The 23341-nt window shown below is 72.1% G+C and carries 18 protein-coding genes; 17 read left to right on the top strand and 1 reads right to left on the bottom strand.

All coding sequences use genetic code 11. The annotated features are described in order from the left end of the window. Positions 1 to 33 precede the first annotated feature (33 nt). From mraZ to OHA30_RS06840, 17 genes are all read left to right on the top strand, one after another. Positions 34 to 474 carry a division/cell wall cluster transcriptional repressor MraZ gene (gene mraZ, locus OHA30_RS06920; RefSeq protein ID WP_328912905.1) on the top strand — a complete coding sequence of 147 codons (441 nt, stop codon included), beginning with the start codon at positions 34 to 36 and terminating at the stop codon, positions 472 to 474. 251 nt (positions 475 to 725) lie between these two features. Continuing rightward, positions 726 to 1712 (top strand): 16S rRNA (cytosine(1402)-N(4))-methyltransferase RsmH, encoded by a 987-nt coding sequence (gene rsmH / locus OHA30_RS06915; RefSeq protein ID WP_328912904.1) that lies wholly within the window; start codon positions 726 to 728, stop codon positions 1710 to 1712. Further along, on the top strand, positions 1709 to 2194 hold the full coding sequence (locus OHA30_RS06910) for a hypothetical protein (RefSeq protein ID WP_328912903.1): 486 nt from the start codon (positions 1709 to 1711) through the stop codon (positions 2192 to 2194). The genes rsmH and OHA30_RS06910 overlap by 4 nt, the downstream gene beginning before the upstream one ends. A gap of 52 nt (positions 2195 to 2246) precedes the next feature. Beyond that, positions 2247 to 4265: a peptidoglycan D,D-transpeptidase FtsI family protein gene (locus tag OHA30_RS06905; RefSeq protein WP_328912902.1), complete on the top strand. Its 2019-nt coding sequence runs from the start codon at positions 2247 to 2249 to the stop codon at positions 4263 to 4265. Positions 4266 to 4267: 2 nt separating this feature from the next. Next, positions 4268 to 5977 carry a UDP-N-acetylmuramoyl-L-alanyl-D-glutamate--2,6-diaminopimelate ligase gene (locus OHA30_RS06900; RefSeq protein ID WP_405785721.1) on the top strand — a complete coding sequence of 570 codons (1710 nt, stop codon included), beginning with the start codon at positions 4268 to 4270 and terminating at the stop codon, positions 5975 to 5977. Then, a complete protein-coding gene (locus tag OHA30_RS06895) occupies positions 5974 to 7425 on the top strand; it encodes a UDP-N-acetylmuramoyl-tripeptide--D-alanyl-D-alanine ligase (RefSeq protein WP_328912900.1) in 1452 nt (483 codons plus the stop codon). Before OHA30_RS06900 ends, OHA30_RS06895 begins: the two co-directional genes overlap by 4 nt. Beyond that, the gene (gene mraY, locus OHA30_RS06890; protein WP_328912899.1) at positions 7422 to 8486 is read left to right on the top strand and encodes a phospho-N-acetylmuramoyl-pentapeptide-transferase; all 1065 of its coding nucleotides are present in this window, start codon (positions 7422 to 7424) and stop codon (positions 8484 to 8486) included. The genes OHA30_RS06895 and mraY overlap by 4 nt, the downstream gene beginning before the upstream one ends. Continuing rightward, positions 8483 to 9946, top strand: coding sequence for a UDP-N-acetylmuramoyl-L-alanine--D-glutamate ligase (murD, locus tag OHA30_RS06885; RefSeq protein WP_328912898.1), 1464 nt, complete (start codon positions 8483 to 8485; stop codon positions 9944 to 9946). Before mraY ends, murD begins: the two co-directional genes overlap by 4 nt. 611 nt (positions 9947 to 10557) lie before the next feature. Beyond that, positions 10558 to 11871: a putative lipid II flippase FtsW gene (ftsW, locus tag OHA30_RS06880; protein ID WP_328912897.1), complete on the top strand. Its 1314-nt coding sequence runs from the start codon at positions 10558 to 10560 to the stop codon at positions 11869 to 11871. 6 nt (positions 11872 to 11877) lie between these two features. Further along, on the top strand, positions 11878 to 12969 hold the full coding sequence (gene murG, locus OHA30_RS06875) for an undecaprenyldiphospho-muramoylpentapeptide beta-N-acetylglucosaminyltransferase (protein WP_328912896.1): 1092 nt from the start codon (positions 11878 to 11880) through the stop codon (positions 12967 to 12969). A gap of 152 nt (positions 12970 to 13121) precedes the next feature. Further along, entirely contained in the window at positions 13122 to 13949 is an 828-nt protein-coding gene (locus OHA30_RS06870) for a cell division protein FtsQ/DivIB (RefSeq protein WP_328912895.1), read from the top strand. Positions 13950 to 14209: 260 nt separating this feature from the next. Then, a complete protein-coding gene (gene ftsZ, locus OHA30_RS06865; RefSeq protein WP_328912894.1) occupies positions 14210 to 15445 on the top strand; it encodes a cell division protein FtsZ in 1236 nt (411 codons plus the stop codon). 10 nt (positions 15446 to 15455) lie between these two features. After that, positions 15456 to 16190, top strand: coding sequence for a peptidoglycan editing factor PgeF (gene pgeF, locus OHA30_RS06860; protein WP_328912893.1), 735 nt, complete (start codon positions 15456 to 15458; stop codon positions 16188 to 16190). After that, complete coding sequence (locus OHA30_RS06855) at positions 16187 to 16924, top strand: YggS family pyridoxal phosphate-dependent enzyme (protein WP_328912892.1); 738 nt, start codon at positions 16187 to 16189, stop codon at positions 16922 to 16924. The genes pgeF and OHA30_RS06855 overlap by 4 nt, the downstream gene beginning before the upstream one ends. 94 nt (positions 16925 to 17018) lie before the next feature. Next, on the top strand, positions 17019 to 17642 hold the full coding sequence (locus OHA30_RS06850) for a cell division protein SepF (RefSeq protein ID WP_328912891.1): 624 nt from the start codon (positions 17019 to 17021) through the stop codon (positions 17640 to 17642). Between the two features lie 62 nt (positions 17643 to 17704). Next, positions 17705 to 17992, top strand: coding sequence for a YggT family protein (locus OHA30_RS06845; protein WP_328912890.1), 288 nt, complete (start codon positions 17705 to 17707; stop codon positions 17990 to 17992). 46 nt (positions 17993 to 18038) lie between these two features. Beyond that, a complete protein-coding gene (locus tag OHA30_RS06840; RefSeq protein ID WP_328912889.1) occupies positions 18039 to 19220 on the top strand; it encodes a DivIVA domain-containing protein in 1182 nt (393 codons plus the stop codon). Between the two features lie 240 nt (positions 19221 to 19460). Here the strand turns inward: OHA30_RS06840 and ileS are convergent, their stop codons facing one another. Continuing rightward, positions 19461 to 22610 (bottom strand): isoleucine--tRNA ligase, encoded by a 3150-nt coding sequence (gene ileS / locus OHA30_RS06835; protein WP_328912888.1) that lies wholly within the window; start codon positions 22608 to 22610, stop codon positions 19461 to 19463. Positions 22611 to 23341: the final 731 nt, after the last annotated feature.

Below are 23341 nucleotides of genomic sequence, written 5' to 3'. Positions count from 1 at the left end.
GCGCGAAGTGGTGCCGTCTGCGGGAGGTGTGCCGTGTTCCTGGGATTCCTCGGGACGTACACCCCGCGCCTCGACGACAAGAACCGGCTGGTGCTGCCCGCCCGGTTCCGTGAGCAGCTGGCCGACGGACTGGTGATCAGCCGCGGGCAGGAGCGCTGTCTGTGCGTATGGCCCGCCGAGGGGTTCAGGGCCGCCACCGAGCAGCTCTCCGCGGCCCCGCTGACCTCCAAGGCCTCCCGTGACTATCTGCGGGTGCTCTTCGCCGGGGCGCACGACGAGATCCCCGACCGGCAGGGCCGGGTCACCGTCCCCCAGCCGCTGCGGGAGTACGCGGGCCTGGTCCGCGACTGCGCGGTGATCGGCGCCAACACCCGGGTGGAGATCTGGTCGGCCGAGGCCTGGGAGCGGTATCTGACGGCCCAGGAAGACACCTTTTCGGCCCTGTCACCGGAGGTTCCGCCCGGATTACTGTGAGCGCGGCCCGCCCCCCGCGGCCGCGCGCCCCACCCCCCCATCACCCGCGCGGACGTACGACTCGGCCTCCTCCCGCTCCCCGGCTCCGCTGGCACCACTTCCCCGGTGCCAGGGGACCGTTTTCCGCAGAGCGGGCGGGGACCAGGTTCTACGTCCACCCGTCCGGCCGAAGGCGGCCGGCACCGCCGGGGCCCGTGGTGTCCGACGCGTCGGACCCGTCCGGGCCCGGCGATCTCCAGAAAAAGGCCCTCATGACCAACCCGTCCCCCTCCGAGCGCCGGCCCTCGGAGCCGCGGCACGTCCCCGTGATGCTGCGGCGCTGCCTCGACCTGCTGGCGCCCGCGCTCGCCGAGCCGGGCGCCCTCGTGGTGGACGCCACCCTCGGGCTCGGTGGGCACAGCGAGGCGCTGCTGCGCACCTTCCCCGCGGCCCGGCTGATCGCCATAGACCGCGACCCGGCCGCGCTGAAGCTGTCCGCGGACCGGCTGGCGCCCTTCGGCGACCGGGCCACCCTGGTGCACGCGCGCTACGACGAGCTGCCCGACGTCCTCGACCGGCTCGGCGTCCCCCGGGTCCAGGGCGTGCTGTTCGACCTCGGGGTGTCGTCCATGCAGCTCGACGAGGCCGAGCGCGGCTTCGCCTACGCCCAGGACGCCCCCCTGGACATGCGGATGGACCAGTCCACCGGGATCAGCGCGGCCGAGGTGCTGAACACCTACCCGCCGGGCGAGCTGGTCCGGATCCTGCGCGCCTACGGCGAGGAGAAGTTCGCCCGCAAGATCGTGGACGCGGTGGTAAAGGAGCGGGCCCGCGAGCCGTTCAGCAACAGCGCGCGGCTGGTCGAGCTGATCCGCGAGGCGCTGCCGCAGGCCGCCAAGCGCACCGGCGGCAATCCGGCCAAGCGCACCTTCCAGGCGCTGCGGATCGAGGTCAACGCCGAGCTGGCGGGGCTGGAGCGGGCCATCCCGGCGGCCGTCGCCGCGCTCGCGGTCGGCGGGCGGATCGCCGTCCTGGCGTATCAGTCGCTGGAGGACCGCCTGGTCAAGCAGGTTCTCGCGGCCGGCGCCGCGCACTCGGCGCCGCCGGGGCTGCCGGTGGTGCCCGAGCAGTACCAGCCCCGGCTGAAGCTGCTCACCCGCGGCGCGGAACTGCCCTCGGAGGACGAGATCGCCGAGAACCGGCGGGCCGCCCCGGCCCGGCTGCGGGGTGCGGAGCGCATTCGCGAGGATGTGCGGTGAGGCGGCCCGCAACCGCGGCGCGCACCCCGTTCGTCGTACTGGTCGTGACACTGCTCGGGGGCGGTCTGATCGCGCTGCTGCTGCTGAACTCCGCGGTCAACTCCGACTCGTTCGAACTGAACAGGCTGCAGAAGCAGACCACCGGCTACACCGACGAGCAGCAGGCCCTCCAGCAGGAGGTGGACGGCTACTCGGCGCCCGGCCCGCTGGAGCGCCGCGCCCGCGAACTCGGCATGGTCCCGGGCGCCAACCCGGCCTTCCTCAACCCCGACGGCTCGGTCCGCGGCACCGCCACCGCGGCCACCGCGCCGCCCGCCCCGCCGCCGCCCCCCACATCCGCGCCGCCCACCACCACGGCTCCGGCGGCCTCGACCTCCGGGGCGCCGCTCGCCACCACCCCGCCGTCCGCCGGTATGCCCACCCCGACCACGGCCCCGCCGCCGCTCCCGCCCCCCGCACCGACCCAGCAGGTGACCCCGTGACCCGTGCCCTGTCGCCCCGTCAGCCGTCACCCCGCCGCCCGGGGACCGCCTGATGACCGCCCCCCGGGACCCCGGCCCCGACCGCCCCCGCCGCCCCGGCGGCCCGCGCGGCGCCGCCCCCCGGCCCGATCTCCGGGCGCGTCCCCGTACCGCCCCCCGGGTCGGCCCCCCGCGCCGCGACGCGCGCCCCTACCGGCACCCCACCCCGCGCGGGCCGAAGATCGTACGACTCGGCCGCCCGCGGCCCCGGCTGCGGCTCGTCGGGGTCGCGCTGACCCTGGTGATGGCCGCGTTCGTGATCCGGCTGCTCCAGGTGCAGGCCGTGGACGCCTCGGCCTACGCGTCCAAGGCGGCGGTGAACCGGTGGGTGACCCACGAGGTGACCGCCGACCGCGGCACGATCACCGACCGCTCGGGCGTGGACCTGGCCACCACCGTGGACGCCTACGACATCACCGCCGACCCGTATCTCTTCACCCTCGCGCAGACCAAGGTCGACGACGCCCCCCAGCAGGCCGCCGAACTGCTCGCGCCCATCGTCGGCGGCGACGCCACCAAGATCGCCAAGCAGCTGGCCACCCCCAACTCGCGCTACCAGATCATCGCCACCCAGCAGTCCCCCCAGGCGTGGAACCAGATCAAGGACCTCAAGTCCGCGTTCGCCACCAAGGCGTCGAGGCGCCAGGGCGCGAATGTGCTGGCCGGGGTCTTCTCCGTGCCGCACAGCAAGCGGGTCTACCCCGCCGGCGACCTGGCGGCCGGCGTGATCGGCTTCGTCAACAGCGAGGGCCGGGGCGGCGGCGGCCTGGAGTCCATGCTCGACAAGGAACTCGCGGGCCGCAACGGCCAGATCCGCTACGCGCAGTCCGACGGCCGCCAGGTGCCCACCGCGGGCGTCCAGGAGCACCCGGCCGTCCCGGGCACCGATGTGGAGCTGACCCTCGACCGGGACATCCAGTGGGCCGCCCAGAGCGCGATCAGCGCCCAGGTCCAGCAGTCCAAGGCCGACCGCGGCTATGTGATCGTCCAGAACTCACGGACCGGCGAGGTGCTGGCCATGGCCGACGCCCCCGGCTACGACCCCAACGACCTCGCGCACGCCGACCCCTCCGCCCTCGGCAACCCGGCGATGCAGGACGTCTACGAGCCCGGCAGCGTCAGCAAGGTGATGTCCATGGCGGCCATACTGGACACCGGCACCGCCACCCCCGGCACCCGGGTCACCGTGCCCGGCACCCTGCCGCGCGCCGACCGGGTCTTCCACGACGACGTCGACCACGGCACCTGGTACCTCACACTCAACGGCGTGCTCGCCAAGTCCAGCAACATCGGCACGATCCTGGCCAGCCAGCACCTCGGCGCGACCCAGCCGCAGGCCAACCAGGTCCTCTACTCGTACCTGCGGAAGTTCGGCATCGGGCAGCCCACCGGCATCGGCTTCCCCGGCGAGACCCCCGGCATCCTGGCCGAGCCGCAGAAGTGGAACGCCTCCCAGCAGTTCACCATCCCCTTCGGCCAGGGTCTGTCCGTCAACGCCCTCCAGGCCACCTCGGTCTACTCCACGATCGCCAACGGCGGGGTCCGGGTCGAGCCCAGCCTGATCCGCGGCACCACGGGACCCGACGGCCGCTTCGTGCCCGCCGACCCGCCGAAGAAGACCCGGGTGGTCACCGAGAAGACCGCCAAGGAGCTCTCGCAGATGCTGGAGTCCGTGGTCGGCGACGAGCAGGGCACCGGCATGAACGCCCGTATCGACGGCTACCGGGTCGCGGGCAAGACCGGTACGGCCAACCGGGTGGACCCGCTCGGCGGCGGCTACCGCGGCTACACCTCCTCCTTCCTGGGCTTCGCCCCCGCCGACAACCCGCGGATCACCGTCTCCTGCGTCATCCAGAACCCGACGAAGGGCTCCTACTTCGGCGGCTCGATCTGCGGACCGGTCTTCAAGCAGGTCATGCAGTTCGCCCTCAAGACCCTGCGGGTGCCCCCGTCGGGCAGGCCCGCCCCCCATCTGCCGGTCGACTTCGACCCCGCGGAACCCGTCCAGCCGGCCACCACGAAGGCCAGGTGATCATGACCAGCGACGCCTCCGGCCGGGGCGCGCCCCCGCCCCGACACGCCCCCGACCAGGGCCGGTCCGCGCCCGGCCGGGTCCGCGACCCGCGCCCGCGGCCCCCCGCCCGTTTTGGCCCGGACCCCGGGCCGCCCGGTAACCTCACCGCCGTGCCCAACGCTGATCAGCCCACCCTCAAACAGCCGGGCGCGCCGCGCCCGGCCCGTGTCCGCCCCCAACCGCTCGCGGCCCTCGCCGGCCTCCTCGGTACGCGGCCGCCCGACGGCGACACCCGTGTCACCGGCATCACCCATGACTCCCGCGCGGTCCGGCCCGGCGACCTCTACGCGGCGCTGCCCGGCGCGCGCTTCCACGGCGCCGACTTCGCCGCGCAGGCCGCCGGGTCCGGCGCGGTCGCCGTACTGACCGACCCCGCGGGCGCCGACCGCGCCGCCGCCACCGGCCTGCCCGTCCTGACCGTGGCCGACCCCCGGGCGGTGATGGGCGGGCTCGCCGCCGCCGTCTACGACGAGCCGGGCCGGGGAATGCTGCGCATCGGCATCACCGGCACCTCCGGCAAGACCACGACGTCGTACCTGGTCGAAGGGGGGCTGCGGGCCGCCCACGCCACCGGCTCCACCGGGCTGATCGGCACCGTGGAGACCCGGATCGGCGACGAGCGGATCAAGAGCGAGCGCACCACCCCGGAGGCCACCGACCTCCAGGCGCTGTTCGCGGTGATGCGCGAACGCGGTGTCGACTCGGTGGTCATGGAGGTCTCCAGCCACGCCCTGGTACTCGGCCGGGTCGACGGCGCCGTCTTCGACGTGGCCGTCTTCAGCAACCTCAGCCCGGAGCACATGGAGTTCCACTCCGGCATGGAGGACTACTTCCAGGCCAAGGCGCAGCTGTTCACCCCGCGCCGCAGCCGCCTCGGCGTGGTCAACCTCGACGACGAGTACGGCCGCAGGCTGGTCGCCGAGGCCGGCGTACCGCTGGTGACCTACTCCGCCGAGGGACGGCTCGACGCGGACTGGCGGGCCGAGGACGTCACCGCGGGACTGCTGGAGAGCCGCTTCACCGCGATCGGCCCCAAGGGCGAACGGGTGCAGGCCGTCGCGCCCCTGCCGGGCCCCTTCAACGTCGCCAACACCCTCGCCGCCATCGCCGCGCTGGCCGCCGCCGGGCTCGACCCGCAGACCGCCGCCGACGGTATCGCCGCGGTGCCCGGGGTGCCCGGACGGCTGGAGCGCGTCGACGCCGGGCAGCCGTATCTCGCGGTCGTCGACTACGCGCACAAGACCGACGCCGTGGAGTCCGTGCTGCGGGCGCTGCGCACGACCACCGAGGGCCGTATCCACGCCGTGCTGGGCTGCGGCGGCGACCGCGACCGCACCAAGCGCGCGCCCATGGGCGCGGCCGTCGCCCGGCTGGCCGACACCGCCGTGCTCACCTCGGACAACCCCCGCTCGGAGGACCCGCTGGCCATCCTCGCCGCGATGCTGGACGGAGCCGTCGAGGTGCCCGCCGAACAGCGCGGCCACATCATCGTCGAACCCGACCGGGCCGCCGCGGTGGCCGCCGCCGTCGCCCTGGCCCGCCCCGGCGACATCGTGCTGGTCGCGGGCAAGGGCCATGAACAGGGCCAGGACATCGCCGGAGAGGTACGCCCCTTCGACGACCGCGAGGTGCTGCGCGCCGCGATCGAGAAGGACCGGAAACAGCCGTGATCCCCCTCACCCTCGCCGAGGTCGCACACGCGGTCGGCGGGAGCACGCACGACATACCGGACACCGGGGTACGCGTCACCGGGCCCGTGGTCCTCGACTCCCGCGCGGTCGAGCCCGGCGCGCTCTTCGTGGCCTTCGCCGGGGAGCGCGCGGACGGCCACGACTTCGCCGCGGGAGCCGTCGCCGACGGCGCGGTCGCGGTGCTGGCCGCCCGTCCGGTCGGCGTGCCCGCGATCGTGGTGGACGATGTGCAGGCCGCCCTCGGCCGGCTCGCCCGGCACGTCATCGAGCGCCTGGGCACGGCCGTGGTGGCCCTCACCGGCTCCGCGGGCAAGACCAGCACCAAGGACCTCCTCGCCCAGCTGCTGGAGCGCCTGGCGCCCACCGTGTGGACGCCCGGCTCGTTCAACAACGAGATCGGACTGCCGCTCACCGCGCTCCGCGCCGACCCCGGCACCCGCCACCTGGTGCTGGAGATGGGCGCCCGCAGCATCGGCCACATCCGCTACCTCACCGGACTGACCCCGCCCCGGATCGGCCTGGTGCTCAATGTCGGCACCGCGCACATCGGCGAGTTCGGCGGCCGCGAGCAGATCGCCCAGGCCAAGGGCGAACTCGTCGAGGCCCTGCCGGCCGCCGCCGAGGGCGGTGTCGCGGTCCTCAACGCCGACGATCCGCTGGTCCGCGCGATGGCCGCCCGGACGAAGGCGAAGGTGGTGTTCTTCGGCGAGAGCGAGGAAGCCGAGGTACGCGCCGAGAACGTCCGGCTGAACGACCGGGGACAGCCCGTCTTCGGTCTGCGAACACCCTCCGGGTGCGCCGAGGTGACCTTGCGCCTGTACGGTGAGCACCACGTGTCGAACGCGCTTGCCGCGGCCGCCGTTGCCCGTGAACTCGGCATGCCTGTCGAGGAGATCGCCTCCGCGCTGTGCGCGGCCGGCTCGCTCTCGCACTGGCGGATGGAGGTCACGGAGCGGCCCGACGGCGTGACGGTCGTCAACGACGCCTACAACGCGAACCCCGAATCCATGAGGGCAGCCCTGCGCGCACTGGCCGCGATGGGCAGGTCCGCGAAGGCTCGGGGGGGCCGTACGTGGGCGGTACTGGGACAGATGGCCGAACTCGGCGAGCAGTCGCTCACCGAGCACGACGCGGTGGGGCGGCTGGCCGTCCGGCTCAACGTCAGCAAGCTCGTGGCCGTGGGCGGTACCGAAGCCGCCTGGCTGCAAATGGGCGCTTACAACGAGGGTTCGTGGGGTGAGGAGTCGGTGCACGTGTCCGACGCGGTGGCGGCGATCGAACTGTTGCGCAGCGAAGTGCGCCCGGGAGACGTCGTGCTGGTGAAGGCATCGAGGTCGGTGGGTCTGGAATCGGTGGCCCTGGCGCTCATCGAGGCAGGCGGCCCGGGCGCCGCCGGCGGTACGGCCCGCGAGGGTGCCGCGCGATGAAGCAGATCCTCGTCTCCGGCGTTCTGGGACTGTTCCTTTCGCTGATCGGCACCCCGCTGCTGATCCGCCTGCTGGCCCGCAAGGGCTACGGACAGATGATCCGGGACGACGGCCCGAAGGCCCACCACAGCAAGCGCGGCACCCCCACGATGGGCGGTATCGCCTTCATCCTGGCCACCCTGGTCGCCTACGCGGCCACGAAGGCGATCACCGGCCAGAAGCCGACGATGTCCGGGGTGCTGGTGCTCTTCCTGACCACCGGGCTCGGTCTGGTCGGCTTCCTCGACGACTACATCAAGATCGTCAAGCAGCGCAGCCTCGGTCTGCGGGCCAAGGCCAAGATGGCCGGCCAGCTCATCGTCGGCATCGCCTTCGCGGTCCTCGCGCTGAACTTCCACGACTCGCGCAACCAGACCCCGGCCTCGACCAAGCTCTCCTTCACCACGGACTTCGGCTGGTCGATCGGCCCGGTGATCTTCGTGATCTGGGCGCTGTTCATGATCCTGGCCATGTCCAACGGCGTGAACCTCACCGACGGCCTCGACGGCCTGGCCACCGGCGCCTCGGTGATGGTCTTCGCCGCCTACACCGTCATCGGCGTGTGGCAGTACGGCCAGTGGTGCGGCGCCGAGGTCAGCGCGACCGCCGGCTGCTACGAGGTCCGCGACCCGCTCGACCTCGCGGTGGTGGCGGCCGCCCTGATGGGCGCCTGCTTCGGCTTCCTGTGGTGGAACACCTCCCCGGCGAAGATCTTCATGGGCGACACCGGTTCGCTGGCCCTCGGCGGCGCCCTGGCCGGCCTGGCGATCTGCTCGCGCACCGAGATGCTGCTCGCCATCCTCGGCGGCCTCTTCGTGCTCATCACGATGTCCGTCGTCATCCAGGTCGGCTCCTTCCGGCTCACCGGCAAGCGGGTCTTCCGGATGGCACCGCTCCAGCACCACTTCGAACTCAAGGGCTGGAGCGAAGTCCTGGTGGTGGTCCGCTTCTGGATCATCCAGGGCATGTGCATGGCCGTCGGCCTCGGCATCTTCTACGCCGCCTGGGTGGCCGTGAAATGACCGCCGCCGCGGACTTCAGCGGCCCGGCCGGCTTCAAGGACCGCCGGGTCACCGTCGCCGGGCTCGGCGTCTCCGGAGTGCCCGCCGCCAAGGTGCTGCACGGCCTCGGCGCCCGCGTCACCGTCGTCAACGGTGTCGCGGGGGACCGGCAGCGGGCCGAGGCCGCCGCACTCGAAGCGCTCGGTGTCGCCGTACGCCTCGGTGACGGCGACACCCTGCCCGAGGGCACCGAACTCGTCGTCACCGCCCCCGGCTGGAAGCCGGACAGCCCGCTGTTCACGGCCGCCGCCGAGGCGGGCGTCGAGGTCTGGGGCGACGTCGAACTCGCCTGGCGGCTGCGCGACACCGTGCCGGGTACGCCCGCCCCCTGGCTCGCGGTCACCGGCACCAACGGCAAGACCACGACGACCCGCATGCTCGCCGCGATCCTCACCGCGGCGGGCCTGCGGACCGCCGCCGTCGGCAACATCGGTGTCTCGCTGCTCGACGCGGTGCTCGGCGAGCAGGAGTACGACGTGCTCGCCGTCGAGCTGTCCAGCTACCAGCTGCACTGGGCGCCCAGCATCCGCCCGCACTCCGCGGCCGTGCTCAACCTCGCCCCCGACCACCTCGACTGGCACGGCTCCATGGCGGCGTACGCGGCCGACAAGGGCCGGATCTACCAGGGCAACCAGGTCGCCTGCGTCTACAACACCGCCGACCCCGAGACCGAGCGGCTGGTCCGCGAGGCCGACGTCGAGGAGGGCTGCCGGGCGGTCGGCTTCACCCTGGACGCCCCCCGGGTCTCGCAGTTCGGCCTGGTCGACGGCGTCCTGGTGGACCGGGCCTTCGTCGCCGACCGGCAGCGCAACGCCCAGGAGCTGGCCGAGACCGCCGACGTACGGCCTGCGGCCCCGCACAACCTCGCCAACGCGCTGGCGGCCGCGGCGCTGGCCCGCGCCTACGGTGTCGAACCCGCCGCCGTACGCGAGGGGCTGCGTGCCTTCCGGCCCGACGCCCACCGTATCGACGAGGTCGTCACGGTCGACGGCGTCACCTATGTGGACGACTCCAAGGCCACCAACACCCATGCCGCCGAGGCGTCGCTGGCCGCCTACGACTCGATCGTGTGGCTGGCGGGCGGCCTCGCCAAGGGTGCCGTCTTCGACGAGCTGGCCGCCAAGGCGGCCGGGCGGCTGCGCGCGGTGGTGCTCTTCGGCGCCGACCGGGCGCTGATCCGCGAAGCACTCGCGCGACACGCGCCGCAGGTCCCGGTGGTCGAGCTGGAACGGACCGACACTGGGGCGATGTCCGCCGCCGTCGCCGCGGCCCGGGACCTGGCCCGACCGGGCGACACGGTTCTGCTGGCCCCGGCCTGCGCGTCGATGGACATGTTCACCAACTACAACCAGCGCGGCGACCTGTTCGCCGAGGCGGCGCGGGCGCTGGCGCCCGGCACCGGCGGAACGGGCGACCACTAGCCGGGGCCCCTCGCGGGGCGGCCGGCCGAGCCCACCGATGGAGGGGACGCATGACGGCAGACCGTTCCACCGCACCCGGCGACGGCGCCTCGCCCCGCGCGGGCGCCCGTGGGACGGGCGACGCCACGTCCCGTGGGGCAGGCGGCCGCGCCTCCGGCGACGCGGCGTCCCGTGGGTCGGGCCGTACTCCGGCCGATCCGTCCGCCCGTAGCGGTGGCCGTTCGGCGGCCGGGTCGGTGCCGCGTGCCTCGGGCGATCCGTCCGCCCGGCCCGGCGGCCGCGCCTCCGGCGATGCGGCGCCCCGCGCTAGTGGCCGTGCGTCGGGTGACGCCACGTCTCGCGGATCGGGGCGTACTCCGGCCGATCCGCCGCCGCGCGGCGGGGGCCGCGCCTCCGGTGATTCCCCGGGCCGTAGCGGTGGCCGTGCCTCCGGCGATGCGACATCTCGTGGGTCGGGCCGTACCCCGGCCGATCCGCCCGCTCGGGGCGGTGGTCGTTCGGCGTCCGGGTCGGTGCCGCGTGCCTCGGGCGATCCGTCCGCCCGGCCCGGCGGCCGCGCCGCGAGCGATTCCTCGGCGCGCGCGGGCGGCCGCGCCGCCCCCGCGCCTCGCGTGAGCGACCTCGCGGCGCGACGGCCCCGCGGCCGGCGCGATAGCGCGCCTCCGCGCGGCAGCGCGCTGCGGGGGGCGGCGCGGCTGCCGGGGCGGCTGCGGGCCGCCTGGGACCGCCCGCTGACGGCGTACTACGTCATCCTCGGCGGCAGCCTCCTGATCACCGTCCTCGGCCTCGTGATGGTCTACTCCGCCTCGATGATCCAGGCGCTGCGCTGGGGCCTGCCCTCCACGTACTACTTCCGCAAGCAGCTGCTGGCCGTCGCCATAGGGTCCGTGCTGCTCTACGCCGCCGCCCGGATGCCGATCAAGCTGCACCGGGCGCTGGCGTACCCGATGCTGCTGGGCGCGGTGTTCCTGATGTGCCTCGTGCAGATCCCCGGGATAGGGGAGACGGTCAACGGCAACACCAACTGGATCTCCATCGGCGGCCCGTTCCAGCTCCAGCCCAGCGAGTTCGGCAAACTCGCCCTCGTGCTGTGGGGCGCCGACCTGCTCGCCCGCAAGAACGACAAGCACCTGCTCGTCCAGTGGAAGCACCTGCTCGTGCCGCTGGTGCCGGTCACCGTACTGCTGCTCGGCCTGATCATGCTCGGCGGCGACATGGGCACCACCATGATCCTCACCGCGATCCTCTTCGGCATGCTGTGGCTGGCGGGCGCCCCCACCCGGCTGTTCACCGGTGTGCTGGCCGGCGCCGGCTCGCTGGCCGTGCTGGCGATCATCACCAGCCCCAACCGCATGGGCCGACTCCACTGCATCGCCGCCACCGACCCGGGCACCAACGACCAGTGCTGGCAGGCCGTGCACGGGATCTACGCCCTCGCCTCGGGCGGCTGGTTCGGCTCGGGCCTGGGGGCGAGCGTGGAGAAATGGGGTGAACTCCCCGAGCCCCACACCGACTTCATCTTCGCCGTGACCGGGGAGGAACTGGGCCTGGCGGGGACGCTGTCGGTCCTCGCCCTGTTCGCGGCACTAGGCTACGCGGGTATCCGCGTGGCCGGTCGCACGGAGGACACCTTCGTCAGGTTCGCAGCGGGTGGCGTGACCACCTGGATCACGGCTCAGGCCGTGATCAACATCGGTGCGGTGCTCGGTCTGCTGCCGATCGCCGGAGTCCCGCTCCCGCTGTTCTCCTACGGAGGTTCCGCCCTTCTGCCGACCATGTACGCGGTCGGGCTGCTGATCTCCTTCGCCAGAAGCGAGCCGGCGGCGCGAGCAGCCCTGGCCGTGCGGGGACGGAACTCCCGGGCCGGGGCCATGAGACGGACGATGCGACGGTACGCCAGACGGCGACCGTCCGGAGAGCGGTGAATTTCGGTGCATGTCGTACTCGCCGGCGGGGGGACCGCCGGCCACATCGAGCCGGCGCTCGCGCTCGCCGATGCCCTGCGCAGGCAGGACCCGACCGTGGGAATCACGGCGCTCGGCACCGAGAAGGGACTGGAGACCAGGCTCGTACCGGAACGCGGCTACGAGCTCGCGCTCATCCCCGCCGTGCCGCTGCCCCGCAGGCCCACTCCCGAACTGATCACCGTCCCCGGGCGGCTGCGCGGCACCATCAAGGCCGCCGAGCAGATCCTGGAACGCACCAAGGCCGACTGCGTGGTCGGCTTCGGCGGCTATGTCGCCCTGCCCGGCTATCTGGCCGCCAAGCGGCTCGGCGTGCCGATCGTCGTCCACGAGGCCAACGCCCGCCCGGGCCTGGCCAACAAGATCGGCTCCCGGTACGCCCACGCCGTCGCCGTCTCCACGCCCGACAGCAAGCTGCGTGACGCCCGCTACATCGGCATCCCGCTGCGCCGGACCATCGCCACCCTGGACCGGGCCGCCGCCCGGCCCGAGGCCCGGCACGCCTTCGGGCTGGACCAGAACCTGCCGACCCTGCTGGTCTCCGGCGGTTCGCAGGGCGCCCGCAGGCTCAACGAGGTGATCGCCACGGTCGCCCCGCGCCTCCAGCAGTCCGGTATCCAGATCCTTCACGCGGTCGGCCCCAAGAACGAGTTGCCCCGGTCGGACAATATGCCCGGCATGCCGCCGTATCGTCCGGTGCCGTACGTCGACCGGATGGATCTGGCCTACGCCGCCGCCGACATGATGCTCTGCCGGGCCGGCGCCATGACCGTCGCGGAGCTGTCCGCGGTCGGTCTGCCCGCCGCGTACGTACCGCTGCCGATCGGCAACGGCGAACAGCGGCTCAACGCGCAGCCGCTGGTCAAGGCGGGCGGCGGACTGCTGGTCGACGACGCCGATCTGACGCCTGACTGGGTGCTCGGCAACGTCCTGCCGGTCCTCACCGACCCGCACCGGCTCTACGACATGTCCCGCGCCGCCGCCGAGTTCGGCCGCCGCGACGCGGACGACCTGCTGGTCGGCATGGTGTACGAGGCGATCGCCGCCCGCAGGCGCTGACCGCCGCCGCCCGCGCGGTCCCGGCCGGCCGGTGGCGTACCGGCCGGCCGGGGGCCGGCCCGGCGGGGGTGCCGTACGCCGGGCGGCGGGCGGGGCACGATAGGGCCCGTGGGGCGATCGTCCCGCAGCCGTCACCAACTCGGGAGGCCGAGATGACCCGACCGGGACCAGCCGCCGTCGGCCGCGCGAGCGGCGCGGACGCCGGCGCGCAGCCGCGACCGCCCGAGGAGCGGCTGCCGGAGCCGGACGGCGGCGGCCCCCCGCGGTGGTCGGCGCGGCGGCGCAGGCAGGCGCTGCTGGCCGGGCTGGTCGTACTCACCGTGCTGTTCGGCGGCGGCACCTGGGCGGTCTACGGCTCCTCCTGGTTCCGCGCGACCCGGGTCGGCGTCGACGGCACCAGGGAACTGACCCCCGCCGCCGTCGAGAAGGCCGCCGCCGTACCGCTCGGCGGCCCGCTGGCGTCGGTCGACACCGGGGCCGTGCGCAAGCGGCTGCTGGCCGAGCTGCCCCGGATCGAGGACGTCGACGTGGAAAGGTCGTGGCCGCACACGATTCGGGTGAAAGTGACCGAGAGAACGCCTTCCGCGGTACTGAAAAACGGCAAGAAGTTCACCGAAGTGGACCGGACCGGAGTACGTTTCGCGACGGTCGATCAGGCACCCCGCGGGGTACCCCTGGTGCAATTGACTCCCGATCAGTCCGCGAGCTTTCGGCATTTCGGAACAAAGGGACTGCTGCGGGCGGCGATTGCCGTCGCGGGAGATCTTCCGGAATCGCTGCACGGACGGGCGACCGCGATCCGGGTGCGTTCGTACGACTCCATCACCGTCGAACTCACCGGCGGCCGGATGGTGATGTGGGGAAGCGCGGAAGCCGGAACACGGAAGGCATCCGTGCTCACCGCACTGATGAAGGCACAGCCCGACGCCACCCGATTCGATGTCAGTGCTCCCACCGCGCCTGCGGCGTCCGGAAGTTGACGCCGGGACCGGAGTGACAGCGGTGTCTTGGGGCCCTGTGTCCACGGCCGACGTCGTGATCACATAGGGTGAAAAGAAAACCGGGAGGTTCGGCGTGTTCGTTGAACCACCGCCGCTTGTCGACTTAGTGTCTCGTCCCAAGGAACACATGGGACAGGCATACTGGTAACCCTAAACCTGAGGGTCAGGGTTCGGAACGGCAACGGCGAGCCTACCGACCGTCCCACACGATTCGTAACTCGAGGCGAGAGGCCTTCGACGTGGCAGCACCGCAGAACTACCTCGCAGTCATCAAGGTCGTCGGCATCGGCGGCGGTGGCGTCAACGCCATCAACCGGATGATCGAGGTCGGTCTCAAGGGCGTCGAGTTCATCGCGATCAACACCGATGCGCAGGCCCTCCTGATGAGCGACGCCGACGTCAAGCTCGACGTCGGCCGGGAACTGACCCGGGGACTCGGCGCCGGCGCCAACCCGGATGTCGGCCGCAAGGCGGCCGAGGACCACCGTGAGGAGATCGAAGAGGTGCTCAAGGGCGCCGACATGGTCTTCGTCACCGCGGGCGAGGGCGGCGGCACCGGCACCGGTGGCGCCCCCGTCGTCGCCAACATCGCCCGCTCCCTGGGCGCGCTGACCATCGGCGTGGTCACCCGGCCCTTCACCTTCGAGGGCCGCCGCCGCGCCAACCAGGCCGAGGACGGCATCGCCGGGCTGCGGGAGAACGTCGACACCCTCATCGTGATCCCCAACGACCGCCTGCTGTCCATCTCGGACCGCCAGGTGAGCGTGCTCGACGCCTTCCGCTCCGCCGACCAGGTGCTGCTCTCCGGTGTGCAGGGCATCACCGATCTGATCACCACCCCCGGTCTGATCAACCTCGACTTCGCGGACGTGAAGTCCGTGATGTCCGAGGCGGGTTCGGCCCTGATGGGCATCGGCTCCGCCCGCGGTGACGACCGCGCGGTGGCCGCCGCGGAGATGGCGATCTCCTCGCCGCTGCTGGAGGCCTCCATCGACGGCGCCCGCGGGGTGCTGCTCTCCATCTCCGGCGGCTCCGACCTCGGCCTGTTCGAGATCAACGAGGCCGCCCAACTGGTCAGCGAGGCGGCCCACCCCGAGGCCAACATCATCTTCGGCGCGGTCATCGACGACGCCCTGGGCGACGAGGTGCGGGTCACCGTCATCGCGGCCGGCTTCGACGGCGGACAGCCGCCCACCAAGGGCAGCCGCGACAAGGTGCTCGGCGGCCCGTCCTCCTACACCTCGCGCGACGACACCCCGGCCGCCGGCGCCCCCCGCACCGACGGTTCGCGTCCCACCCCGTCCTTCGGCGGGCTCGGCAGCGTCCCCTCGGCCTCCCCGGGCGAGCGCGAGCCGCACGGCGAGCCGGTCGCCGAGGCCCCCTCGGCCCCGGCGCTCCCCCCGGTCGTCCCCCCGGCCCGTCCGTACCAGGACAGCGCCGCGGAGGAGCTGGACGTCCCGGACTTCCTGAAGTGACCGCCCGGCAGTGATAGGACACAGCACGGCAGCGGACGGCGCGCACTTCGCCTTCACCGACCGGTGGGGCGGGGTGAGCGCCGTTCCGCATGACAGCCTCAACCTCGGCGGCGCGGTCGGCGACGACCCGGCCGCCGTACGGACCAACCGCGAGCGGGCCGCCGCCGCGCTCGGCCGCGACCCGGGCCGGGTGGTGTGGATGCGCCAGGTGCACGGGCGCGAGGTCGCCGTGGTCGACGCGCCCTGGGGCGCGGAAGTGCCCGCGGTCGACGCGCTGGTCACCGCCCGCGCCGATCTCACCCTCGCGGTGCTGACCGCCGACTGCGTACCGGTGCTGCTCGCCGACCCGCGGGCCGGGGTGGTGGCCGCCGCGCACGCCGGACGGCCCGGACTGGTCGCGGGCGTCGTACCGGCCGTCGTGGAGGCGATGATCGGACAAGGCGCCGAAACCGGTCGTATCATGGCACTGCTCGGACCGTCGGTGTGCGGAAAGTGCTATGAAGTGCCCGCCGAAATGCGGGAAAACGTCGCCGCCGTGGTGCCCGAGGCGTACGCCGAGACGAGTTGGGGCACTCCGGCGGTCGATGTGAGCGCCGGTGTGCGCTCCCAACTCGCGTGCTGCGGCGTACGGCTGATGGACGGCCCGGCCGTCTGCACCCTGGAATCCACCGATCACTTCTCCTACCGTCGCGAGCGCGTCACCGGACGTCTCGCGAGCTATGTCTGGCTGGACGGGAACGCGTGAACGACTCCTCCGACCTCTCCCGCAGAGGCGCCCAACTCGCCGAGAATCTCGCCCGGGTGGAGGACCGTATCGCCCGCGCGTGCGAGTCCGCCGGACGCGACCGGGCGGAAGTGACCCTGATCGTGGTCACCAAGACCTACCCGGAGAGCGATGTACGGCTGCTGTCCGGCCTCGGAGTGCGGCAGGTCGCCGAGAACCGTGACCAGGACGCGGCCCCCAAGGCCGCCGCGGCCGCCGATCTCCCGCTCACCTGGCACTTCGTGGGCCAGTTGCAGACCAACAAGGTACGCTCCGTGGTCCGTTACGCTGATCATGTGCACTCGGTCGACCGGCTCAAGCTGGTCACCGCGCTGTCCACCGCGGCCACCGCCGCGGGACGGCGGGTGGGCTGTCTCGTCCAGGTCGCCCTGGACGCCGAGTCGGGCGACCGCGGTGAGCGGGGCGGTGTGGCGTACGACGCGGTCGCGCCGCTCGCCGACGCCATCGCGGCGGCCGAAGGGCTGCGGCTGGACGGGGTGATGACCGTCGCGCCGCTGACCGGCCGGTACGCGGGCCAACCCCGCGCCGCCTTCGACCGGTTGACGGAAATCTCATCCCGCCTGCGCGAGACGCATCCGGCTGCGAACATGGTCTCGGCCGGGATGAGTCAGGACCTCGACGAAGCCGTGGCGGCCGGAGCGACACATGTACGCGTCGGAACGGCGGTGCTCGGAGTCCGTCCCGGGCTCCGGTAACGTCACCAACAAGTCGGACCACAGCATAAATATGGTGTGGCGGCCGTCCCGCGAGGCGGCCGAGGACCGCAACCCCGCTGAGAGGACGCAGAGCATGGCCGGCGCGATGCGCAAGATGGCGGTCTACCTCGGCCTCGTGGAGGACGACGGATACGACGGGCCGGGGTTCGACCCCGACGACGAGTTCGAGCCCGAGATGGCCACGCCGCCCAGCGGCCGGACCGCCCCGGAGCCCGAGCGCGTCGCTCCCCGTCGGCCGCACAGCCAGCATGTGCCGCCGATCCAGCACCAGCCGTCGCAGGACGAGCCGGCGCGTCTCGTACACGCCCCGGCTCCGCGAGAACCGCGGATCGCCCCAGTGGCATCCATCACACCCGAACGTCACAGCCTGGAGAAGAACGCACCGGTGATCATGCCCAAGGTCGTGTCAGAGCGCGAGCCGTACCGGATCACAACACTCCACCCCCGGACGTACAACGAAGCCCGTACCATCGGGGAACACTTCCGTGAGGGTACGCCGGTGATCATGAACTTGACGGAGATGGACGACACGGACGCGAAGCGACTTGTCGACTTCGCCGCCGGTCTCGTCTTCGGTCTTCATGGCAGCATCGAGCGGGTGACGCAGAAGGTCTTTCTGCTCTCGCCTGCTAACGTCGATGTCACGGCGGAGGACAAAGCCCGGATCGCTGAGGGTGGGTTCTTCAACCAGAGCTGAGCGAAACACAAGCGTAGGAACCGGCCGGCAGGCCGACGAGGAGCAGGGGAGAGGGAAGCGCGATGAGTGTCGCACTCCAGGTGCTGTACATCGCGTTGTACTGCTTCCTGTTTGTGCTGATCTTCCGATTGGTGATGGATTACGTCTTCCAGTTCGCTCGTTCGTGGCACCCTGGCAAGACGATGGTGGTGGTCTTGGAAGCCACCTACACTGTCACCGATCCGCCACTCAAGCTTTTGCGGCGGTTCATCCCGCCGCTACGTCTCGGGGGCGTGGCGCTCGACCTGTCCTTCTTCGTATTGATGATCATCGTGTACATCCTGATCTCCGTCGTTGGGGGCTTGATGTGAACGGTGCGGGCTCCCGATATGTCGACGATCACGTTGAGGTGAAGAGATGCCGCTGACCCCCGAGGACGTTCGGAACAAGCAGTTCACGACCGTCCGCCTCCGAGAGGGCTATGACGAGGATGAGGTCGACGCCTTCCTCGACGAGGTGGAGTCGGAGCTGACCCGATTGCTCCGAGAGAACGAGGATCTGCGGGCCAAACTGGCCGCGGCGACTCGTGCCGCCGCGCAGAACCAACAGCAGGGCATGCGCAAGCCGGAGCCGCAGGACCGGCCGGTGCCCGCTGCCATATCGGGACCGCAGCCGGTGCAGCAGCAGATGCCGCAGCAGCAGATGGGCCCGCCCCAGCTGCCCGGCGGCGCGCCGCAGTTGCCTGCCGGGCCGAGCGCCCAGCAGCAGCACGGCCCGGGTCCGGGCCAGCACCCGATGCAGCAGCAGGGCCACCCCATGCAGCAGCAGGGGCCGGGCCCGATGGGCCAGCACCCGATGCAGCAGCAGCACCCGATGCAGCAGCAACAGGGTCCCGGTCCGATGGGCCAGCACCCGATGCAGCAGCAGGGTCCCGGCGGCGACAGCGCGGCACGCGTGCTCTCGCTCGCCCAGCAGACCGCCGACCAGGCGATCGCGGAGGCCCGTTCCGAGGCCAACAAGATCGTCGGCGAGGCCCGCAGCCGCGCCGAGGGCCTGGAGCGGGACGCCCGCGCCAAGGCCGACGCGCTGGAGCGGGACGCGCAGGAGAAGCACCGCGTGGCGATGGGCTCCCTGGAGTCCGCGCGGGCGACGCTTGAGCGCAAGGTCGAGGATCTGCGCGGCTTCGAGCGGGAGTACCGCACGCGGCTCAAGTCCTACCTGGAGTCCCAGCTGAGGCAGTTGGAGAACCAGGCGGACGACTCGCTGGCCCCGCCGCGTACGGCGCCGCCTGCCCCGTCCCTCCCGGCGGCCTCCTCGATGGGCGGCGGCATGGGCGGTTCCATGGGCAGCAGCGGCATGGGCGGCATGGCTCCGGCCGGTGCGGGTGCCATGGGCCATGGCGGTTCCGCGCCGTCGTACGGCGGCGGTCAGAGCAACGGCATGGGCGGGCACGGTCCCGGTCCCACGTACGGTGGTCAGCAGCAGATGTCGCCGGCGATGACGCAGCCGATGGCGCCGGTGCGGCCGCAGGGGCCGCAGCCGTTGCAGCAGGCGCCGACGCCGATGCGGGGCTTTTTGATCGACGAGGACGACAATTAGTCGTTAGGCACTAGTCGTTAGGCACTGGCCTCACCAAGGTCCGGGCCGCCCGGGAAACGTACCCCAGGCGACCCGGACCTTTTGCGCCTCAATCGCCGGCGGGCTTTGGCCTCAGACGCCGGCCGGGCTGGATCTGCCCTCAAACGCCGGGCGGGCTTCGCTGCCCTCAAACGCCGGGCGGGCTGGTTTTTCCAGCCCGGCCGGCGATTGAGGCCAGGAGCCTGCCCGGCGATTGAGGGCCTAGGACTTGCGGAGGTGGAACGTGAGGCCAAGGCCCTCGTCGGTGAACGCCGGGCCGAACTCCTCCCCGGGAGCACCGGCCGCGAAGTCCACCGCCAGAACCTCCTCGGCGATCAACCCCGCGTGATCCGCGAGCGCCGCCCCCAACTCCGCCTCCGCGGCCACATACCGCACCGCGATCCGGTCCGCCACATCGAGCCCACTCTTCTTCCGCGCCTCCTGGATCAGCCGGATCGCGTCCCGCGCCAGCCCGGCCAGCCGCAGCTCCGGCGTGATCTCCAGGTCGAGCGCGACCGTCGCGCCCGCCTCGGAGGCCACCGACCACCCTTCCCTGGGCGTCTCCGTGACCACGACCTCCTCGGGCGAGAGGTCGACCGCCTCCCCGTCGACGGTCACCGTCGCCGTCCCCTTCTCCCGCAAGTCCGCCGACAGCCGCGCCGCGTCCGCCGCGGCGACCGCCGCCGCCACCGCCTGCACCCCCTTGCCGAACCTCTTGCCCAGCGCCCGGAAGTTGGCCTTCGCGGTGGTGTCGACCAGCGACCCGCCGACCTCGGCGAGCGACGCCAGCGAGGAGACGTTCAGCTCCTCGGTGATCTGCGCCCGCAGCTCCTCGGACAGCGCCTCGAAGCCCGCCGCCGCGACCAGCGCCCGCGACAGCGGCTGCCGGGTCTTGACCCCGGACTCCGCGCGGGTCGCCCGGCCCAGCTCCACCAGCCGCCGTACCAGCCGCATCCGTTCGGACAGCGCCGGGTCGATCCGCTCCTGCTCGGCCACCGGCCAGCTCGCCAGGTGTACGGAGTCGGGCGCGTCCGGCACGACCGGGACGACCAGGTCCTGCCACACCCGCTCGGTGATGAACGGCACCAGCGGCGCCATCAGCCGGGTGACCGTCTCGACCACGTCGTGCAGCGTCCGCAGCGCCGCCGCGTCGCCCTGCCAGAAGCGCCGGCGCGACCGCCGCACGTACCAGTTGGACAGGTCGTCCACGAACGACGACAGCAGCTTGCCCGCGCGCTGGGTGTCGAAGGTCTCCAGCGCGTCGGTGACGTCCCGCACCAGCCCGTTGACTTCGCCGACCAGCCAGCGGTCCAGCAGCGGCCGGTCCTCGACCGCCGGGTCGGCCGCGCTCGGCGCCCACCCCGAGGTACGGGCATACAGCGCCTGGAAGGCCACCGTGTTCCAGTACGTCAGCAGCGTCTTGCGCACGACCTCCTGGATCGTGCCGTGCCCGACCCGCCGGGCCGCCCACGGCGAACCGCCCGCCGCCATGAACCACCGGACCGCGTCGGCCCCGTGCTGGTCCATGAGCGGGATCGGCTGGAGGATGTTGCCCAGGTGCTTGGACATCTTGCGGCCGTCCTCGGCCAGGATGTGACCGAGGCAGACCACGTTCTCGTAACTGGACTTGTCGAAGACCAGGGTGCCGATCGCCATCAGCGTGTAGAACCAGCCGCGGGTCTGGTCGATCGCCTCGGAGATGAACTGCGCCGGGTACGTCCGCTCGAAGACCTCCTTGTTGCGGTACGGGTAGCCCCACTGCGCGAACGGCATCGACCCCGAGTCGTACCAGGCGTCGATGACCTCAGGGACGCGGGTCGCCGTCGCCGAGCAGGACGGGCACGGGAAGGTGACCGCGTCGATGTACGGGCGGTGCGGGTCGAGGCCCGACTGGTCGGTACCGGTCAGCTCGCCGAGTTCGGCCAGCGAGCCGACACAGGTCTGATGGCCTTCCTCGCAGCGCCAGATGGGCAGCGGGGTGCCCCAGTAGCGGTTGCGGGACAGCGCCCAGTCGACGTTGTTGTTGAGCCAGTCGCCGAAGCGGCCGTGTTTGACGGACTCGGGGTACCAGGTGGTCCGCTCGTTCTCCCGCAGCAGCGCGTCCTTGACCGCGGTGGTGCGGATGTACCACGACGGCTGCGCGTAGTAGAGCAGCGCGGTGTGGCAGCGCCAGCAGTGCGGATAGCTGTGCTCGTACGGGACGTGCCGGAACAGCTTGCCGGTGGCCTGGAGTTCGGCCACCAGCTGTTCGTCGGCCTTCTTGAAGAACACCCCGCCGACCAGCGGCACGTCCGGCTCGAAGGTGCCGTCGGGGCGTACCGGGTTGACCACCGGCAGGCCGTACTCCCGGCAGGTCTTGAGGTCGTCCTCGCCGAAGGCGGGGGACTGGTGGACCAGACCCGTGCCGTCCTCGGTGGTGACGTACTCCGCGTTGAGGACGTAGTGCGCGTCCGGGATGTCGACGAAGGAGAACGGCCGCTGGTACGTCCAGCGCTCCATCTCGCGCCCGGTGAAGCGCTGCCCGGTCGCGGTCCACCCTTCACCCAATGCCTTGGTCAGCAGGGGCTCGGCGACGACCAGCTGCTCGGTGCCGTCGGTGGCCACCACGTAGGTGACGTCGGGGTGGACGGCGACGGCGGTGTTGGACACCAGGGTCCAGGGGGTGGTCGTCCAGACCAGCAGCGCGGCCTCGCCCGCCAGCGGGCCGCTGGTCAGCGGGAAGCGGACATAGACCGACGGGTCGACGATCGTCTCGTAGCCCTGCGCCAGCTCGTGGTCGGACAGACCGGTCTGGTCGCGCGGACACCAGGGGGCGACCCGGTAGTCCTGGACGAGCAGGCCCTTGTCGAAGATCTGCTTGAGCGACCACCACACGGACTCCACGTACTGCGGGTCCATCGTGCGGTAGGCGTCGTCGAGGTCCACCCAGTAGCCCATGCGCGTGGTCAGCTCGGTGAACGCGTCGGTGTGCCGGGTCACCGACTCACGGCACTTCGCGTTGAACTCCGCGATGCCGTACGCCTCGATGTCCTGCTTGCCGGTGAAGCCCAGCTCCTTCTCGACGGCCAGCTCGACCGGCAGACCGTGGCAGTCCCAGCCGGCCTTGCGGGTCACATGGTGGCCCTGCATGGTCTTGAAGCGCGGGAAGACGTCCTTGAAGACGCGGGCCTCGATGTGGTGGGCGCCGGGCATGCCGTTGGCGGTCGGCGGACCCTCGTAGAAGATCCAGTCGGGCAGGCCCTCGGACTGCTCGACGGAACGGGCGAAGGTCTTCCGCTCGTCCCACAGGGCCAGCACCTCGTGTTCGAGGGCGGGCAGGTCGACCTGGGCGGGCACCTGGCGGTACTGCGGCTGCGAGGGTTGCGGGGTCATCGCTTCTTCCTCCGGCGGACTGTCGCGTATTCCGTCGGAGGGACGAGAGCGTTTCTGCGTGCTCCCGCGGTACCACCCTCCTTGGCGGTGGACCTTCCCACCGCCCCCTCATTGGGGCAGCGACGCCGGTTCTACTCGTGCGCGGGCGCGTCATTTATCCCGCGGACTTTCTTCCGGCGGCTCCGGGGTGATCTTCACATCGCGCACACCCCCGGGCTTCCACCGTCCCCGGGTCGCTCATGGCTGCGTGCGGCGCTACTCGTCCCATCCACGCCTCTCGCTGCCGCCCAGTGTACGGGGCCGACCGGGCCGGGGCGTCCGGGTTTATCCGGGGCGCGCGGGGGGCGGCGCTGACCCGAATGGCCGCGTTTCGACACGGTTTCGGCATGGTCGGGGGCCCGGGCCGGAATACCTGGCGGAGAGCTGGGCACAACGGATGCATGCCGGGTCCGTCCTCCGGCGGAGCCGGGGATCGGGCAGCGCGTCCCGTTGCCGCGGATCGGGGAGCCGTTTTACCGTTTCCCGCACGATTCGCGCACAAGATCACAGATGTGAAGGGGCCGCGGTCATGGTCGAAGGGAACGGGGCGGAGTCCGCTGCCGCGGGGGTGGGGGCGAGGTCCGCGTCCGCGCGGAAAGCGGGTGCCGGACCGCGTCCGGCGCCCGCGCCCAAGAGGTCGTCGCGGCCCACCCGCACGGACCGCGAACCGTCGGCGGTCGTGCCGTCGGCGT

This window comes from Streptomyces sp. NBC_00223 (genome assembly GCF_036199905.1).
In the GTDB taxonomy this organism is placed as follows: domain Bacteria; phylum Actinomycetota; class Actinomycetes; order Streptomycetales; family Streptomycetaceae; genus Actinacidiphila.
Note: the sequence above shows the minus strand (reverse complement) of the source record. Positions and strands in the feature narration are given on the sequence as shown.

Coding starts and splice junctions, on each gene's coding strand:
- rsmH (WP_328912904.1), top strand. CDS start 726: ATGACCAACCCGTCCCCCTCCGAGCGCCGGCCCTCGGAGCCGCGGCAC.
- OHA30_RS06905 (WP_328912902.1), top strand. CDS start 2,247: ATGACCGCCCCCCGGGACCCCGGCCCCGACCGCCCCCGCCGCCCCGGC.
- OHA30_RS06900 (WP_405785721.1), top strand. CDS start 4,268: ATGACCAGCGACGCCTCCGGCCGGGGCGCGCCCCCGCCCCGACACGCC.
- mraY (WP_328912899.1), top strand. CDS start 7,422: ATGAAGCAGATCCTCGTCTCCGGCGTTCTGGGACTGTTCCTTTCGCTG.
- murD (WP_328912898.1), top strand. CDS start 8,483: ATGACCGCCGCCGCGGACTTCAGCGGCCCGGCCGGCTTCAAGGACCGC.
- OHA30_RS06870 (WP_328912895.1), top strand. CDS start 13,122: ATGACCCGACCGGGACCAGCCGCCGTCGGCCGCGCGAGCGGCGCGGAC.
- OHA30_RS06850 (WP_328912891.1), top strand. CDS start 17,019: ATGGCCGGCGCGATGCGCAAGATGGCGGTCTACCTCGGCCTCGTGGAG.
- OHA30_RS06845 (WP_328912890.1), top strand. CDS start 17,705: ATGAGTGTCGCACTCCAGGTGCTGTACATCGCGTTGTACTGCTTCCTG.
- OHA30_RS06840 (WP_328912889.1), top strand. CDS start 18,039: ATGCCGCTGACCCCCGAGGACGTTCGGAACAAGCAGTTCACGACCGTC.
- ileS (WP_328912888.1), bottom strand. CDS start 22,610: ATGACCCCGCAACCCTCGCAGCCGCAGTACCGCCAGGTGCCCGCCCAG.